At 67.2% G+C, this 12,387-nt stretch carries 14 protein-coding genes; 13 read left to right on the top strand and 1 reads right to left on the bottom strand.

What is annotated here, in order from left to right; translation table 11 throughout:
* Positions 1-30 precede the first annotated feature (30 nt).
* The 12 genes from A3OM_RS0114715 to A3OM_RS0114660 all read left to right on the top strand — a co-directional run bounded on the left by A3OM_RS0114715 (position 31) and on the right by A3OM_RS0114660 (position 10,644).
* A complete protein-coding gene (locus tag A3OM_RS0114715; RefSeq protein WP_018044528.1) occupies positions 31-1,071 on the top strand; it encodes a vWA domain-containing protein in 1,041 nt (346 codons plus the stop codon).
* 188 nt (positions 1,072-1,259) lie between these two features.
* The gene (locus A3OM_RS0114710) at positions 1,260-1,814 is read left to right on the top strand and encodes a hypothetical protein (RefSeq protein ID WP_018044527.1); all 555 of its coding nucleotides are present in this window, start codon (positions 1,260-1,262) and stop codon (positions 1,812-1,814) included.
* A complete protein-coding gene (locus A3OM_RS0114705; protein ID WP_018044526.1) occupies positions 1,811-2,800 on the top strand; it encodes a vWA domain-containing protein in 990 nt (329 codons plus the stop codon). Before A3OM_RS0114710 ends, A3OM_RS0114705 begins: the two co-directional genes overlap by 4 nt.
* 3 nt (positions 2,801-2,803) lie before the next feature.
* Positions 2,804-3,355, top strand: a complete 552-nt coding sequence (locus A3OM_RS0114700) for an SRPBCC family protein (RefSeq protein WP_018044525.1) — start codon at positions 2,804-2,806, stop codon at positions 3,353-3,355.
* Positions 3,352-4,305, top strand: coding sequence for a YncE family protein (locus tag A3OM_RS0114695; protein ID WP_043764340.1), 954 nt, complete (start codon positions 3,352-3,354; stop codon positions 4,303-4,305). The genes A3OM_RS0114700 and A3OM_RS0114695 overlap by 4 nt, the downstream gene beginning before the upstream one ends.
* Complete coding sequence (locus A3OM_RS0114690) at positions 4,302-4,832, top strand: hypothetical protein (protein ID WP_018044523.1); 531 nt, start codon at positions 4,302-4,304, stop codon at positions 4,830-4,832. Before A3OM_RS0114695 ends, A3OM_RS0114690 begins: the two co-directional genes overlap by 4 nt.
* The gene (locus A3OM_RS0114685; protein WP_018044522.1) at positions 4,829-5,464 is read left to right on the top strand and encodes a response regulator transcription factor; all 636 of its coding nucleotides are present in this window, start codon (positions 4,829-4,831) and stop codon (positions 5,462-5,464) included. The genes A3OM_RS0114690 and A3OM_RS0114685 overlap by 4 nt, the downstream gene beginning before the upstream one ends.
* A 158-nt stretch (positions 5,465-5,622) precedes the next feature.
* On the top strand, positions 5,623-6,945 hold the full coding sequence (locus A3OM_RS0114680) for an SLC13 family permease (RefSeq protein ID WP_018044521.1): 1,323 nt from the start codon (positions 5,623-5,625) through the stop codon (positions 6,943-6,945).
* Between the two features lie 156 nt (positions 6,946-7,101).
* Positions 7,102-7,503 carry a succinate dehydrogenase, cytochrome b556 subunit gene (sdhC, locus tag A3OM_RS0114675; RefSeq protein ID WP_018044520.1) on the top strand — a complete coding sequence of 134 codons (402 nt, stop codon included), beginning with the start codon at positions 7,102-7,104 and terminating at the stop codon, positions 7,501-7,503.
* Positions 7,504-7,515: 12 nt separating this feature from the next.
* Entirely contained in the window at positions 7,516-7,929 is a 414-nt protein-coding gene (sdhD, locus tag A3OM_RS0114670; protein WP_018044519.1) for a succinate dehydrogenase, hydrophobic membrane anchor protein, read from the top strand.
* Between the two features lie 28 nt (positions 7,930-7,957).
* Positions 7,958-9,778, top strand: a complete 1,821-nt coding sequence (gene sdhA / locus A3OM_RS0114665) for a succinate dehydrogenase flavoprotein subunit (RefSeq protein ID WP_018044518.1) — start codon at positions 7,958-7,960, stop codon at positions 9,776-9,778.
* Positions 9,779-9,840: 62 nt separating this feature from the next.
* Positions 9,841-10,644 carry a succinate dehydrogenase iron-sulfur subunit gene (locus A3OM_RS0114660; RefSeq protein ID WP_018044517.1) on the top strand — a complete coding sequence of 268 codons (804 nt, stop codon included), beginning with the start codon at positions 9,841-9,843 and terminating at the stop codon, positions 10,642-10,644.
* Between the two features lie 83 nt (positions 10,645-10,727).
* Here the strand turns inward: A3OM_RS0114660 and A3OM_RS0114655 are convergent, their stop codons facing one another.
* Positions 10,728-10,910, bottom strand: a complete 183-nt coding sequence (locus tag A3OM_RS0114655) for a hypothetical protein (RefSeq protein WP_018044516.1) — start codon at positions 10,908-10,910, stop codon at positions 10,728-10,730.
* A 215-nt stretch (positions 10,911-11,125) separates the two neighbouring features.
* Here A3OM_RS0114655 and A3OM_RS24070 point away from each other — a divergent pair, with 215 nt between their 5' ends.
* Positions 11,126-12,370, top strand: coding sequence for a glycosyltransferase (locus A3OM_RS24070; protein WP_081612744.1), 1,245 nt, complete (start codon positions 11,126-11,128; stop codon positions 12,368-12,370).
* Positions 12,371-12,387: the final 17 nt, after the last annotated feature.

Here is a 12,387-nt window from a genome sequence, read left to right as displayed (position 1 = left end):
TCGAAGCATGGGTCTGATGGCGGTGGTCTCATGCGCCTGATGGCGGATTTTCCCTGGGTCTTGTGGCTGCTGCCTTTGGCGCTGCTGCCGCTCGCCGCGTCGAGCCAGCGGGTCACCCCGCTCTCCAGCATCGCGGCAAGCCCCGTCGACGGCCTGTCGCGCCTCATCGTCTGGGGCCTGCGCCTCGCCGGCATCCTCGCCATCGGCGGCCTCGTCGTCGCCCTGTCCGGTCCCTATCGCCAGGGCGAGACCATCACCCGCACGGGCATCGGCGCCCAGGTCTCGATCCTGGTCGATCGCTCTGGAAGCATGAACGAGACCTTCGCCGGATTGCAGCCCTCCGGTGCCGAGGAATCGAAGGCGGCGGCCTCGCGCCGGCTCCTCGGCGAGTTCGTCGGCAGCCGCGCCCACGACCAGTTCGCCGTCTCTGCCTTCTCCACGGCCCCCATGCTCGTGGTGCCGATGACCGACCGGCACGAGGCGGTCCGCGCGGCCATCGCCGCCATCGACCGGCCGGGTCTCGACTACACCAACGTGGCGCGCGGCCTCGGCATGGCCCTCTCACAGTTCGGCGCCAGTACCGCCAATGTCTCGCGCGCCCTGCTCATCGTCTCCGACGGCGCGGCGGTGATCGATCCCCGCGTCCAGGGGACGTTGCGCGCCGAATTCGCGCGACTTCGCCCGAACCTCTACTGGCTGTTCCTGCGCACCAAAGGCTCGCCTTCGATCTCCGACAGGCCGTCGGGCGAGGACACCCCTCAGGCCGCGCCCGAACGTCATCTCGACCTGTTCTTCAAGAGCCTCGGGACACCCTACCGCGCCTTCGAGGCCGAGGGCGCCGAGGCGGTGGCCGACGCCATCGGCCAGATCGAGCGCCTGGAGCGCGACCCGATCCCCTATATCGAGCAGCGGCCACGCCGGGATCTCGCGGGATGGGCCTATGGAATCAGCCTGTTGGGCTTGATCCTGCTCGTCGCGGCCAAGCTCGTCGAGGCGGATCTCAGCCTGCGCCGGCCGGTGGTTTCCGCCTCCGCCGCGCCGGCTTCCCAGCCCCAGAGGCTCGCCGCATGAAGGCGTTTCTAAAACCAATATCGCCGCAGCGCGCCAACCCTCCCCCCTCTGCGGGGGAGGGTGGTCGCGGAGCGACCGGGAGAGGGGGCGACCTCTCCGGACAGCGCGCTCCCCTCTCTCGACCCACTCCGTGGGCCCCCTCTCCCGCAGAGGGGAGAGGGGGAGTCGGTGCCACGCTCGGCAAGGCTTTGCGCCGCGCCCGCCCGCATCTCCTTGTCGTACTTCCCATATTTCTGCTCGTCATCGCCCTCGGCTTCGGCGCGGTGGCTTGGCGCGCGGCGCGCGACAACGCCGCGATCGCGGCGCTCGCCGCCGGCAGGGACGTTCCCGTTTCCCTCGACGCACCGGCTCCGCTCCTGCTGGCGCGGGTTCAGCATCTCGCCCGTCGCGGCGTGACCGAGGAGATCGAGCCGCTGATCGAATCCCTCGACCGCCGGGGCGAGACCGACCTTTCCGCGCGCGCCCGTTATGCACTCGGCAATGCCCGCCTGCGCCAAGCCTTCGACCATCTGGAACGGAGCAACCTCGATCCGGCCGGACCGCTCATCACCTTGGCCCGTCAGGATTATCGGCGCGCGCTCCAGGGCCGGCCGGACCTGTGGGACGCCAAGTTCAACCTCGACGTGGCCTCGCGCCTGCTCCGTGACTTCCCCGAATTCGACCGCAAGACCGGCGACGAGCTGAAGGCCGAACCGAAGAAGATCTGGACCGAAATCCCCGGCCAACCGCGGGGGGAGCCGTGAGCGCGCCGGGCCTCGTCCGGCGAAACCTGCGCGACCGGCGGTTCCAACTCCTGGCCGCCGCGCTGGCTCTCGTGGCGCTGACTTTCGTCGCTCGCCCCCTGCCGCTGACCCGCAACGGCGTCGAGATCCTCGCGGTCCTCGACATCACCGGCAGCATGAACGTCCGCGACTACGTCGGGGCGGACGGCAAACCGGCAAGCCGTCTGGAGACGGCGAAGGCGGCCTTGCGCGAACTCGTCACCTCGCTGCCCTGCGGGTCGCGGGTGGCGTTGGGCCTGTTCACCGAGCGCCGGCCGTTCCTCCTGTTCACCCCCATCGAAATCTGCGCCGATTTCGCCCCCCTCGACGGGGCGCTGAGCGCCCTGGATTGGCGCATGGCCTGGGAAGGCGACAGCCGCATCTCCGCCGGGCTGTTCCGCTCGGTGGAAATGGCGGCCAGTCTCGGCACCGACCTCGTCTTCATCACCGACGGCCAGGAAGCGCCGCCCCTGCCCAGCACCGGCGGCCCCACCTTCGACGGCAAGCCGGGCGCCGTGCGCGGCCTCATCGTCGGGGCGGGGGCCTACGCCCTGTCGCCGATCCCGCGCTACAACGATCGCGGCCGCGAGACCGGATTCTATGGCTCGGGCGACGTCCAGCAGGAGAACCGGTTCGGACCGCCCCCCGCCGATGCCGAGAGCCGCGAGGGCTACAACCCGCGCAACGCCCCCTTCGGCGCCGCGGCGGCCTCGGGCACCGAGCATCTCTCCTCGGTGCGCGAGCCCTACCTCAAGACCCTCGCTCAAGCGACGGGCCTGACCTACGCCCATCTCGACGGACCAGCCGGGCTCGGCCCCGCGCTGGTCCGCGCGGCGACCCCGCGCCCGCTCCCCGGCAGCCTCGACCTGCGCCCCGTCTTCGGCGGGATCGCCCTCGCGCTGATCCTCGCCGTCTTCGCCGCCCCACTGTTCGGGGCCGGCCGTTTTGTCCTGGTAAAAAAGGTCTGATCGATGCGTTTTGCCCTGCCGTCCGCGTTCCTCGCTCCCCTGGCAGCCACCGCCTTCCTCGCAACCACGGCCCTCGCGCACGGCCCGACGCCGCAGAAAGTGGACCAGTCCATCGCCATCGCGGCAAAGCCCGATGCCGTCTGGGCCGTGGTCGGCGATTTCGCCGGCATCTCGAACTGGCATCCGGACGTGGCGAAAAGCGTCGGCACCGGCGGCAACGCCTCCGGCGGTCGTCGCACGCTGACCCTGAAGAACGGCGGCACCCTCGACGAAGGCTTGGACGAGTGGGACGCGGCCAAGCGCAGCTATTCCTACCGCCTCGGCGATGCCGACCTGAAGGCGCTCCCGGTCTCGTCCTACTCCGCGACGATCACCGTCTCGCCGGAGGGCGAGGGCTCGAAGGTCGAGTGGCTCGGCCGCTTTTACCGCGGCGACACCGGCAACGAGCCACCGGAGGAGCTCAGCGACGCCGCCGGCAAGGATGCGATGAACCTCTATTTCAGCAACGGGCTCAAGGGTCTGAAGGCGCGCCTGGAGGGCAAGACGGCGCGATGACTCCTGTGCGCCCGATGCTCCTTGCCGGTCTCGTCCTCACGCTCTCCACCCCTCGGGTGGAGGCCGGGCCCGTCTATGTGGCGAGCCAGGGAGCCGGGACGCTGAGCCGCATCGAGGCCGGGGGCACCACGGTCGCGGCCACCATCGCGGTGGGGCAGGGGATCGCGCAGGTGGCGGCCGGAGCGAACGGCCGCCTCTACCTGAGTCAGCCGGACCACGCGGGGATCGACGTGGTCGACGGGCGAACCCGTGTGGTCCTGCAACGCCTGCCGTTTCCCGGACAGGCCTTCGGCATCGCGGCGGCGCCGGATGGGGCGAGCCTCTTCGTCGGCGACTGGGCCGGGGGACGGGTGGTCCGCCTCTCCGCATCGACCGGAGCCGTCGAGAGCGACTGCCCCGTGGGCAAGGACCCGGCCGGCCTCGTCCTCGACCGGCGGGGCCGCCTCTACGTCGCCGACCGCGAGAGCCGGCAGGTCAGCGTCATCGACACCGCGCGCATGGAGCGGGTGGCGACGGTGCCGGTGGGCGAGGGGCCGTTCGCCCTCGGGCTGAGCCCCGCCGAAGACAGGCTCTACGTGGCCAATGTCCGCAGCGGCGACCTCAGCGTCGTCGACACGGGCAGCCTGACGGTGACGGCCACGGTGAAGATCGGCGGGATGCCCTACGGCGTCGCGACCAGCGAGGACGGCAGCCTCGTCCTCGTCACCAACCAGCAGGCCGGCACCGTGGCAGTGCTCGACTCGGGCAGCCTCGGCCTCAAGGCGACGATCCCGGTCGGGCGCTACCCCGAAGGGATCGCCGTCGACGGGACCTTTGCCTATGTGGCGAACTGGTTCTCGGATTCGGTCTCGGTCATCGACCTGACGTCGCTGGAGGAAACCGCCCGCATCCCCGTGGCGGAGGGGCCACGCAGCCTCGCCGTCGGCTCGAACCCGGAGGCGGTGCGATGAAACGGATCAGCCACGCGATCCTGTGCCTCCCCCTCGCCCTGGCGGCCTGCGACAAGGGCGACGAGGCCGGCAGCGAGGCCGCGAGCACCGGCGATCAGGCCCTCGTCGCCACGAAATCCGACGCCGACGTTCCGACCTGGCTCTCGCATACGGACCCGACCGAGCCGGCCCGGTGGCTCGCGAGCCGCGAGATCGGCAGGCCCGCCGCGGAGGTGGGTTCGCAGACCGAGCATCTCCGCCACAGCCTCGCCCGTGCCAAGGAGGTCTTCATCGAGGATCCCCGCATGATGGCCAACCGCATCGTCCAGCTCGGCGAGATGCTGGCCGAGGCGGGAAAGCCCGAACCCTATGCCGATCTTCTCGACGGTTTGGAGGAGGTCGCCGCCGCCACCCACCGCAAGCAGCTCTTCGGCGAGATGTGCCAGCACTATTACAACACCCGCCAGCAGGGAGCCGACCGGGCCACCGCCCTCACGAGGCTGAAGGAGCGCTATTCGCTCCAGGGCGAGGGACGCGTATCGCCGTGACCGCCGTTCTCGTGGTGGACGATCATCCCGTGGTCCTGCGCGGCTTCCGGCGCCTCATGGAGGATGCCGGCGTCGAGACCATCCACGAAGCCACCGATATCATGTCCGCCTACCGGATCTTCCACCGCCTGCGCCCGCCGATGGTGGTGGCCGACCTCAGCCTGCAGGGGGAGGGGCTGTCCGGCCTGTCGCTGATCCGGCGGATCCACACCCTCGCGCGGGAGACGCGCATCCTCGCCTTCAGCATGCACAACGACCCGGTGATCGTTTCGCGCGCCCTGGAGAGCGGCGCCATCGGCTACGTCTTCAAGGATGTTCGGACAGCGGAATTCCTCAAGGCGTTCGAAGCGGTACGCGCCGGGCGAAGCTACCTCGATCACGACCTCGCGGTAGAGATCGCAGTTCTGCAGGCCGGAGCCCGCCGCTCACCCCTGGCGGATCTGAGCAACCGAGAGCGTGAGATCCTTTCCCTCCTCAGCCGTGGGACCTCGTATCAGAGCATCGCCGACACATTGTCGATCAAGTACCGCACTGTCCTCAACACCTGCTCCGCCATGCGTCAGAAGCTCGGGTTGAGGACCTTGGCCGATCTCATTCGCTTTGCCGTGGACCAGGAAAAACGGGTGCGCTGAACCGCGTTCTCGACGCCCGGCGCATCGGCTATCCTTCGCCGTTCGCGAAGGATCGGTCGGCGATATCCGAATTGCGAACCACTCCAATTCGAGATCAATGTCCGCGCGGTGAGACGGGAGACCCATTCTGCCCGGCTCCAGCGGAGCATTCCCCGCAGATGCAGGCGGCGTCCATCCTCGCAGATGAACAGACGGTTCTCGTGACCGGGATGTTGCTCGTCGTTTGCATGGGCCTGTGGGCGACCGGCATCGTTGCCGAGGTGGTCACGGCGATGCTGTTCTTTGCCGCCGCGATGCTTCTGAAGCTCGCGCCTGCATCGACTGTCTTTTCCGGCTTCTCCTCGTCGGCCTTCTGGCTCGTGCTGAGCGGGATGGTGGTCGGCCTCGCGATCACCCGGACCGGCCTCGGCACCCGTCTGGCGCGCAGCCTGGCCGGCCGGCTATCGGGCTCCTACACGGGCTTCATCGGCGCCGTCGTCACCCTGTCCTTTGCCCTTGCCTTCGTGATGCCCTCGAACCTCGGGCGCATTGCGCTGATGATCCCGGTGGTGTTGGCGCTCTGTGACGCGTTCGGCCTGGGGCCCGGTCGCCCCGGCCGGAGCGGGGCGGTCCTCGCGGTAGCCCTGGCGACGCCGCTCTTGTCCGCGGCGATCCTGCCCGCCAACGTCCCCAACCTCGTCATGGCTGGCACCGCAGAGACGCAATACGGCCTGCACCTCGCCTATCTGCCCTACCTTCTGCTCCACGCACCCGTCCTCGCCGGCGTGAAGGGCATGATCCTCGTGGCAGCCATCGTGCGCTTGTTCCCGGACCGGATGAGCGCCGCCGCCGTGGATACGGACGAGCCCGCACTGGCATTCTCGCCGGAGGAGCGGCGACTCACGATCATTCTTGGTCTGACTTTGGCCTTCTGGGTGACGGACAGCCTCCACCATATCGCCCCGGCCTGGGTCGGGTTGACGGCGGCGGTGATCTGCCTCCTTCCCCGCATCGGCGTGTTGCCTGCGGAAGCCTTCGGCGCGGTGAACCTGCGGACCTGCTTCTACGTCGCCGCGCTCCTGGGACTGGTGGCGGTGGTCAACGAGACGGGTCTGGGCTCCAGGCTGGGCCATGCTCTGCTCGCGGTCGCGCCCCTGGAACCCGGAGCGCCGGGCCAGAATTTCGGCGTGCTGACGGCCATTGCGTCGCTCTTCGCGATCGTCGTCACGGCCAATGGCGCTCCGGCCCTCTACACGGCCTTGGCCGGCGAGATGTCGCGCGCGAGCGGACTGGACCTCGCCAACGTGGTGATGATCCAGGTCGTGGGATACTCGACCCTGTTCCTGCCCTACCAAGCCCCACCCATCGTGATGGCAATGGATCTGGGGCGGGTACCGCTCCGGTCGGCGACGATCCTGACCCTCGTGGTCGGCCTCGCCTCACTCTTCGTCATCGCTCCGCTGGACTACCTCTGGTGGAACATTCTGGGCCGTTTTCCATGAGCGCGAGCCGAATGACGATCAGCTGAGTGTGTCACACCGCAATGCACATCGATACGGCTTGCGCATTGGCGCGTGGGCCGTACCCCTTTAGAGACGGTCCAATCTGAGCAGCATCCCTGCTGGCATTGGCACCACAACGCCGAGGACTTTCGCAGAATGGCACCTACCGTCCGCCCCACGGTCGCCCAGCCGCTCTCGCCCCATCTCCAGATCTACCGATGGACCTGGACCATGGCGATGTCGGTGTTCCACCGCATCACCGGCACCGCGCTGTACGGCGGCACCGCTCTGGTGGCCATCTGGCTCGTGGCGCTCGCCTCCGGTCCGGCGGCCTATGGCTGGGTAGCGTGGTTCTTCGGCTCGATCATCGGGAAGCTGGTCCTATTCGTCTACACCTGGATCCTGATGCATCACATGCTGGGTGGCCTGCGCCATTTCATCTGGGATTTCGGCTACGGCTTCGACCGCGAGCAGCGCATGGGCCTCGCCCGCGCCACTCTGATCGGCTCCGTGATCCTGACCGTCCTGATCTGGGCGCTTGCCCTCATCTTACGCTGAGGAGCGATCCCCATGGCAGACAACCGTCAGAACACGAACGTGACCATGCGGACCCCACGCGCCCGGGTGAAGGGCCTCGGTGCTTCCGGCCACGGGGCCGGTCACTTCTGGCAGCAGCGCCTCACCGCCGCCGCCAACGCCCCGCTGATGCTCGCCTTCGTGGTGATCGTCGCGATGATGGCCAACCGCTCGTACCCGGAAGCGGTCGCGCTGATGTCGCACCCGCTCGTCGCGCTCGTCCTGATCCTCGCCGTGATCTCGGTCACGCTCCACATGAGGATCGGCATGCAGGTCATCATCGAGGATTACGTCCACGCCAAGGGACTGAAGCTCGCCAGCCTGTTCGCCAACAATGCCTACGCGGTCGTCGTCGCCGTTGCCTGCCTCTACGCAATCCTGCGCGTGAGCCTCGGCAAGCTCGTCTGACCCGCCCCAGAACCCGAAGGATCTGCCCATGGCCACCAACGGAACCAACGGCAACGGCGCGCCGGCCTATTCCATCATCGACCATACGTTCGACGTTGTGATCGTCGGCGCCGGCGGCGCTGGTCTGCGCGCCACCGTGGGCTGCTCGCAGGCCGGCCTGCGTACGGCCTGCATCTCGAAGGTATTCCCAACGCGCTCGCACACCGTGGCGGCGCAGGGCGGCATCTCGGCTTCCCTTGGCAATATGGGGCCCGACGATTGGCGCTGGCACATGTACGACACCGTGAAGGGGTCGGACTGGCTCGGCGACCAAGACGCTATCGAGTACCTCGTGCGCAACGCGCCCGCAGCGGTGTACGAGCTCGAACACTGGGGCGTACCGTTCTCGCGCACCGAGGAAGGCAAGATCTATCAGCGCCCCTTCGGCGGCATGACCACCGATTACGGCAAGGGCACCGCCCAGCGCACCTGCGCGGCGGCTGACCGCACCGGCCACGCCATGCTCCACACGCTCTACGGCCAAGCGGTGAAGAACCATACCAACTTCTTCATCGAGTACTTCGCGCTCGACCTCATCATGGACGAGGAGGGCCGCTGCCTTGGCGTCATCGCCATCGATCAGGCCTCGGGTGAGATCCATCGCTTCCGCGCCCAGATGACGATCCTGGCCACCGGCGGCTACGGCCGCTCTTACTTCTCGGCGACCTCTGCCCATACCTGCACGGGCGACGGTAACGCCATGGTGCTGCGCGCCGGCCTGCCGCTGCAGGACATGGAATTCGTGCAGTTCCATCCCACCGGCATCTACGGCGCCGGCTGCCTCATCACCGAAGGCGCCCGCGGCGAGGGCGGCTACCTGACCAATTCCGAGGGCGAGCGCTTCATGGAGCGCTATGCTCCCAGCGCCAAGGATCTGGCCTCGCGCGACGTGGTCTCGCGCTCGATGACCATGGAGATCCGTGCCGGCCGCGGCGTTGGCAAGACGAGCGACCACATCTACCTGCACCTCGACCACCTCGATCCGGCGATTCTGCATCAGCGCCTTCCGGGCATCTCGGAATCGGCGAAGATCTTCGCGGGCGTCGACGTCACCAAGGAGCCGATCCCGGTCCTGCCGACAGTCCATTACAACATGGGCGGCATCCCCACGAACTATCATGGTGAGGTGCTGACCCTGAAGAACGGCAATCCCGATACGGTGGTGCCGGGTCTGATGGCTCTGGGCGAAGCGGCTTGCGTCTCCGTGCATGGCGCCAACCGCCTCGGCTCGAACTCGCTCATCGACCTCGTGGTGTTCGGCCGGGCCGCCGGCCTGCGCTGCGCCGAGATCGTCGAGCCCGGCGCCCGCCAGATGGACCTGCCGAAGGATTCCGCCGACAAGGCGCTCGCCCGCCTCGACCGCTTCCGTTACGCGAATGGCGGCACGCCGACGGCGGAACTGCGCGCCGAGATGCAGAAGACTATGCAGAACAACTGCGCCGTCTTCCGCACCGGCGAAGTGCTGGAAGAAGGCAAGGCTCTGATTCACAAGGTCTGGCAAGGCGAGTCCGATATCAAGATCACCGACCGCTCTCTGATCTGGAACACCGATCTGCTCGAGACCCTGGAATTCGACAACCTGATCGGTCAGGCCGTCGTCACCATGGAATCGGCGGCCAACCGCAAGGAAAGCCGCGGGGCGCATGCCCGCGAGGACTTCCCCGATCGCGACGACAAGGAGTGGATGAAGCACACCCTTTCGTGGCTCGACGACAAGTCCCAGCAGGTGAATATCGATTACCGCCCGGTTCATACGTATACAATGTCAAACGAAATTCAGTACATCGAGCCAAAGGCTCGTGTTTACTAGGGAAAAGACTGAGATTTCTCCCGACGATGGTACTCACGAGACGGATTTAGGCACCTCGAACCATGGCCCAATTCAACCTTCCCAAAAACTCCCAGATCACCGAAGGCAAGACTTGGCCACGGCCGACGGGGGGCAACAATCTTCAGGAATTCCGGATCTACCGCTGGAACCCGGATGACGGCGCAAATCCGCGGGTCGACGTCTATCAGGTCGACCGCGACGATTGCGGGCCGATGGTCCTCGACGCCCTCCTATGGATCAAGGCCAAGGTCGATTCGACCCTGGTGTTCCGCCGCTCCTGCCGCGAGGGCATCTGCGGCTCTTGCGCCATGAACATCGAGGGCCAGAATGCGCTCGCCTGCACCATGGGTATCGACGAATGCCAGGAGCATGCGAAGGGCAAGAAGACCGGCGCGGTGCGGATCTACCCGCTGCCGCACATGCCGGTCCTCAAGGATCTCGTCCCCGACCTCACAAACTTCTTCGCCCAGCACGCCTCGGTCGAGCCGTGGCTCCAGACCGAGACGCCTGCGCCCGAAGGCGAATGGAAGCAGACCCCGGAGGATCGCGCCCAGCTCGACGGCCTCTACGAGTGCATTCTGTGCGCCTGCTGCACGACGTCCTGTCCGAGCTACTGGTGGAACGGCGACCGCTTCCTCGGCCCAGCGGCCCTGTTGCAGGCCTACCGCTGGCTCATCGACAGCCGCGACGAGAATACCGGCGAACGCCTTGATGCCCTTCACGATCCGTTCCGGCTCTACCGCTGCCACACGATCATGAACTGCGCCAATGCCTGCCCGAAAAGCCTGAACCCGGCAAAGGCCATCGCCGAGATCAAGAAGATGATGGTGTCGCGCGAAGTCTGATGCGCGACCGCCCGACAGCGGATTGATACCAAAGCCGAGATGGCCCGCATCTCGGCTTTGGCGTCTTTCGTCCCTAAGGTCGATTACTTTGTGATCTTAACCGAGACCGGGTCGCTGGACGGGAAGGTCTCTTCCAGCGCCTCGTCCAGTCGCTGGCTCATTTCGTCCTGATGATTTTCGGGATTCGTCTTGTCATTGCTGGGCGCCGGATCCACACGGCGCTTCTCGTCGGTGTCCGACGTGGATGTTGGCTTGGGGTCTGACATGGGTGCCTCCTCTGGCTCGCCTGACCGCCGCCAGGGGCGGCGGAATCACCTTGACCAACGCGAGGAGACGATGCCCGATCCCTTCCGTCGCCGCCGTCATGGCGGCTTGCCGCTCCGTCGGTGGCGTTTACCGGACGTGAGGCGATAGCCCCTAGCGTCGCTTTCGCGGCATGGGCATGACGGGCCCCGAGGCCGGCCGAGGTTCCGGGCAGGCCATGCATATCGTGATCCTCGCAGAGTTCGCCGTGGCGAGCGGCGGTGCCGAGAAGGTCGCGGTGGAATCCGCGTACGGCCTCGCCAGAGCGGGGATGGACGTCACCTTCATCCAGGCGATCGAGGGAACGGCGGATCCGCTCCTCGATCATCCGAAAATTCGGCGGGTCTGCCTCGGCAATACCGACATCTGGAACCGCCCGGTCCTGGAGGCGGCACTGTCCGGCATTTGGAGCCGGGATTCCGCCGCCCGTTTGCGCGCCGTACTCGGCGCCCTCCCGCGACCGGTGGATATCGTCCATCTGCATCAATGGACCCGCAGCCTGTCGCCGAGCGTGTTCCCCGTCCTGCTCGACAGCGGCATCCCGCTGGTGGTGACCCTGCACGATTACTTCCTGGCCTGCCCCAACGGCGTCTATTACCGCTTCGATCAGGATCGCCCTTGCGCGCTGACGCCGCTCTCCGCATCCTGCGTCGTGGCTCCCTGCGACCCGAAAAGCCGCCTTCACAAGGCAATCCGGGTCGGGCGGAGCATCACCCAGAACCGCGCCTTGCGTCGCCGCCATCTCCACGTGGTCCATGTCTGCGATGCCAGCATCCGTCGGATGGGCGATCTCCTCGGCTCCCTGTCCATCACCCATCACCGCATCGACAATCCCGTGCGCGTGGAGAAGGGAGTGCGGGCCGATCCGGCGGCAGCGAAAGCCATCGCCTATGTGGGCCGCTTGACCCGCGAGAAAGGTGCAGATCTCGTCGCCGAGGCGGCGCGGGATGCCGGCATGCCGGCGCTCTTCATCGGCACCGGCCCGCTGGAGGCGGAATTGCGGGCGCAGCCACATGTGGAGATGCTCGGATGGCGATCACCGAACGAGGTATCCGCCATCCTCGTTCGGCGAGCGAGGGCGCTGGCCGCGCCGTCTCGGTGGTTCGAGACCGGCCCTCTGACTGTCTACGAGGCCCTGGCTGTCGGGCTGCCGGTAGTCGCGTCGGATAGGTCCGGGGCCGCGGAGAAAGTGATCGACGGCGTCACCGGCTATGTGGTCGCGCCGGAGCGGGCAGCCCTCGCGACCGCGTTCCGGAATCTCGACGTGATTAAGGCGGAAATGCTCGGGCGCGCCGCTCACGCCCATTACTGGGACACTCCCATGTCCATCGACGCCCATGCGGATGCGCTCGGCGAACTCTATCGAAGGATCGCGCGAAACGTATCGCCCATACCGACCGACGTTCTCCGAAAACCAGGATAGCTGCCGTCGCCCAAGCC

The organism is Methylobacterium sp. 88A (genome assembly GCF_000376345.1).
GTDB lineage: Bacteria > Pseudomonadota > Alphaproteobacteria > Rhizobiales > Beijerinckiaceae > Methylobacterium > Methylobacterium bullatum.
The sequence above is the reverse complement of the archived record's forward strand: the minus strand, read 5'-3'. Positions and strand labels throughout refer to the sequence as shown.

Excerpts from the sequence above, each read along its gene's own strand:
- sdhA (WP_018044518.1), top strand. The coding sequence starts at position 7,958 with ATGGCCACCAACGGAACCAACGGCAACGGCGCGCCGGCCTATTCCATC.
- A3OM_RS0114715 (WP_018044528.1), top strand. The coding sequence starts at position 31 with ATGCGCCTGATGGCGGATTTTCCCTGGGTCTTGTGGCTGCTGCCTTTG.
- A3OM_RS0114690 (WP_018044523.1), top strand. The coding sequence starts at position 4,302 with ATGAAACGGATCAGCCACGCGATCCTGTGCCTCCCCCTCGCCCTGGCG.
- sdhC (WP_018044520.1), top strand. The coding sequence starts at position 7,102 with ATGGCACCTACCGTCCGCCCCACGGTCGCCCAGCCGCTCTCGCCCCAT.
- A3OM_RS0114660 (WP_018044517.1), top strand. The coding sequence starts at position 9,841 with ATGGCCCAATTCAACCTTCCCAAAAACTCCCAGATCACCGAAGGCAAG.
- A3OM_RS0114695 (WP_043764340.1), top strand. The coding sequence starts at position 3,352 with ATGACTCCTGTGCGCCCGATGCTCCTTGCCGGTCTCGTCCTCACGCTC.
- A3OM_RS0114655 (WP_018044516.1), bottom strand. The coding sequence starts at position 10,910 with ATGTCAGACCCCAAGCCAACATCCACGTCGGACACCGACGAGAAGCGC.
- A3OM_RS0114700 (WP_018044525.1), top strand. The coding sequence starts at position 2,804 with ATGCGTTTTGCCCTGCCGTCCGCGTTCCTCGCTCCCCTGGCAGCCACC.
- A3OM_RS0114680 (WP_018044521.1), top strand. The coding sequence starts at position 5,623 with ATGCAGGCGGCGTCCATCCTCGCAGATGAACAGACGGTTCTCGTGACC.
- sdhD (WP_018044519.1), top strand. The coding sequence starts at position 7,516 with ATGGCAGACAACCGTCAGAACACGAACGTGACCATGCGGACCCCACGC.
- A3OM_RS24070 (WP_081612744.1), top strand. The coding sequence starts at position 11,126 with ATGCATATCGTGATCCTCGCAGAGTTCGCCGTGGCGAGCGGCGGTGCC.